Origin of the sequence: Methylobacterium sp. B1 (assembly GCF_000333255.1) — a bacterium.
In the GTDB taxonomy this organism is placed as follows: Bacteria; Pseudomonadota; Alphaproteobacteria; order Rhizobiales; family Beijerinckiaceae; genus Methylobacterium; species Methylobacterium fujisawaense.
The window spans coordinates 1-1643 of sequence record NZ_BACT01000141.1 but is presented as its reverse complement, the minus strand read 5'-3'; the positions used below and the strand labels follow the sequence as shown (position 1 = coordinate 1643).

The following is a 1643-nucleotide window of genomic DNA, read 5'->3' as shown; positions in this document are numbered from 1 at the left end:
CGCCCAGCGGAATTCCATGTGCCGTACGTGTAGATGNNCCCGAACTCCTCCGGCTGAATGAGGCTGGCTGAGTAGACGATAACGATCGCCGCGAGGGTCGCCTGCGGCAGGAGACTGAGGATCGGAGCCAGGAACAGCATCGTGGCAAGAGCCGCCCCGGCCGTCACGAGCGAGGCCACTTGTGTCCTGCCGCCAGCGGCTCGGACGACACCGGTCTGAGACGTTCCGCCGCCGGCCGGCATGCCCCCGAGCAGGGCTCCCCCCAGGTTCGCCAAGCCCGTGGCGACCAGTTCGCGATTGGCATCCAGCGGCGGATCGCAGGGCCTCACGAACGCCCGTGCCGCGGCGATGCTCTCCGTGAAGCTCATCAGGGCGATGCCCATCGCGCCCGGCAGGAGTGCTTGAGCGAGCGCTGGGTCGGGCAGGCTGAAAGAGGGCAGGCCCTGCGGGATTGTCCCGACGGTCGACACGCCCGCGGCGCCGAGATCCAGCAGCCATGAGGCAATGAGGGCAGCCGCCACCGTGACCAGAGGGGCTGGCGCGTGCGGCTTGAGCCATTCCATCCCGACCAGCACGGTCAGCGTGGTCCCTGCGACGGCCAGGGTCGGCAGGGAGGTTGCGGGCAGGTGCTGAACGAGGCTCACCACGTCCGCAAGGAAGGACTGTTTCGCGACGTGCAGCCCGAGGAGCTTGGGAGCTTGATCCAGCAGGATGACGGCTCCGATGCCGGCCTTGAAGCCCGTGAGCACCGGCAGCGAGATGAAGCTGGCGACGAAGCCCAGCTTCAGCAGTCTGGCCGCGAGGAGCAGAATTCCGACAAGGGCCGTCAGCGTCGCCGTCGCGGTGACGAGCTTCGCCGGATCGCCGTCAGGGACCACGCTGCCGAGTTCTGCCGCGGTCAAGATGGCCAGTGTCGTCGTCGAGCTGACGCTGAGCACGCGGGACGAGCCCAGGAGACCGTAGATGAGCGCGGGAACGAAAGCCGTATAGAGACCGACCGCCACCGGCAGTCCAGCCACGGTGGCGAAAGCCATCGCCTTGGGCAGGACGACGGCCGCAGCCGTCAGGCCTGCCACCACATCGAGCCGAATCTCCCTTGGCGCGTCTTTCCGGACTGGATGTGGCGTCGAACTGAAGCCCTTCATGTGCGCTCCTCCGCGTTCGGCGTGGGCACGAGGATCGATTCTACCAGTGCTTCGACGATTCCCGCACAAGACGCCGCGCAGCTTCAGCCGGATTCTTGTCTTGAGAACTTTCCTCAATTGAGTAACGGATCGCGTTCGATCCGCGAAGTCGGGCGTGGTTAAGGCTGACCTTGCCCCGCTGGCAGCCGGGGCAGCATCCGCCACGGCCCGCGTCGATGGTTCACCTCGGTCTCGACCAGGCCGATCCCCGTCTCGGCGAGGCGCTCGGTGTCGCGGTTGCCCACGTCTTGCGACCCTCGGCCGGACTGGCAGACGCGGCCGCCGCCGGATCGCGACCCGCGGTGCAGACCCTGCGCCGTCGGACGATGCCGGCCAGGCCCCTCCCCCGCATCTGTTGGGTTATCCGTCACCAATGGGACGTCCGTTGTCCCGCTCTCTGCTCAGACTGGGACGATCTTCGTGCTCTCAGAGATAGCTCAATGCCGGCCTCTCCCGATC

General features: G+C 67.1%; 1 pseudogene. It reads right to left on the bottom strand.

Going from position 1 to position 1643, the window contains the following annotated elements:
• A pseudogene (locus I53_RS04055) lies at positions 1-1145 on the bottom strand (SulP family inorganic anion transporter); the annotation flags it as partial.
• Positions 1146-1643: the final 498 nt, after the last annotated feature.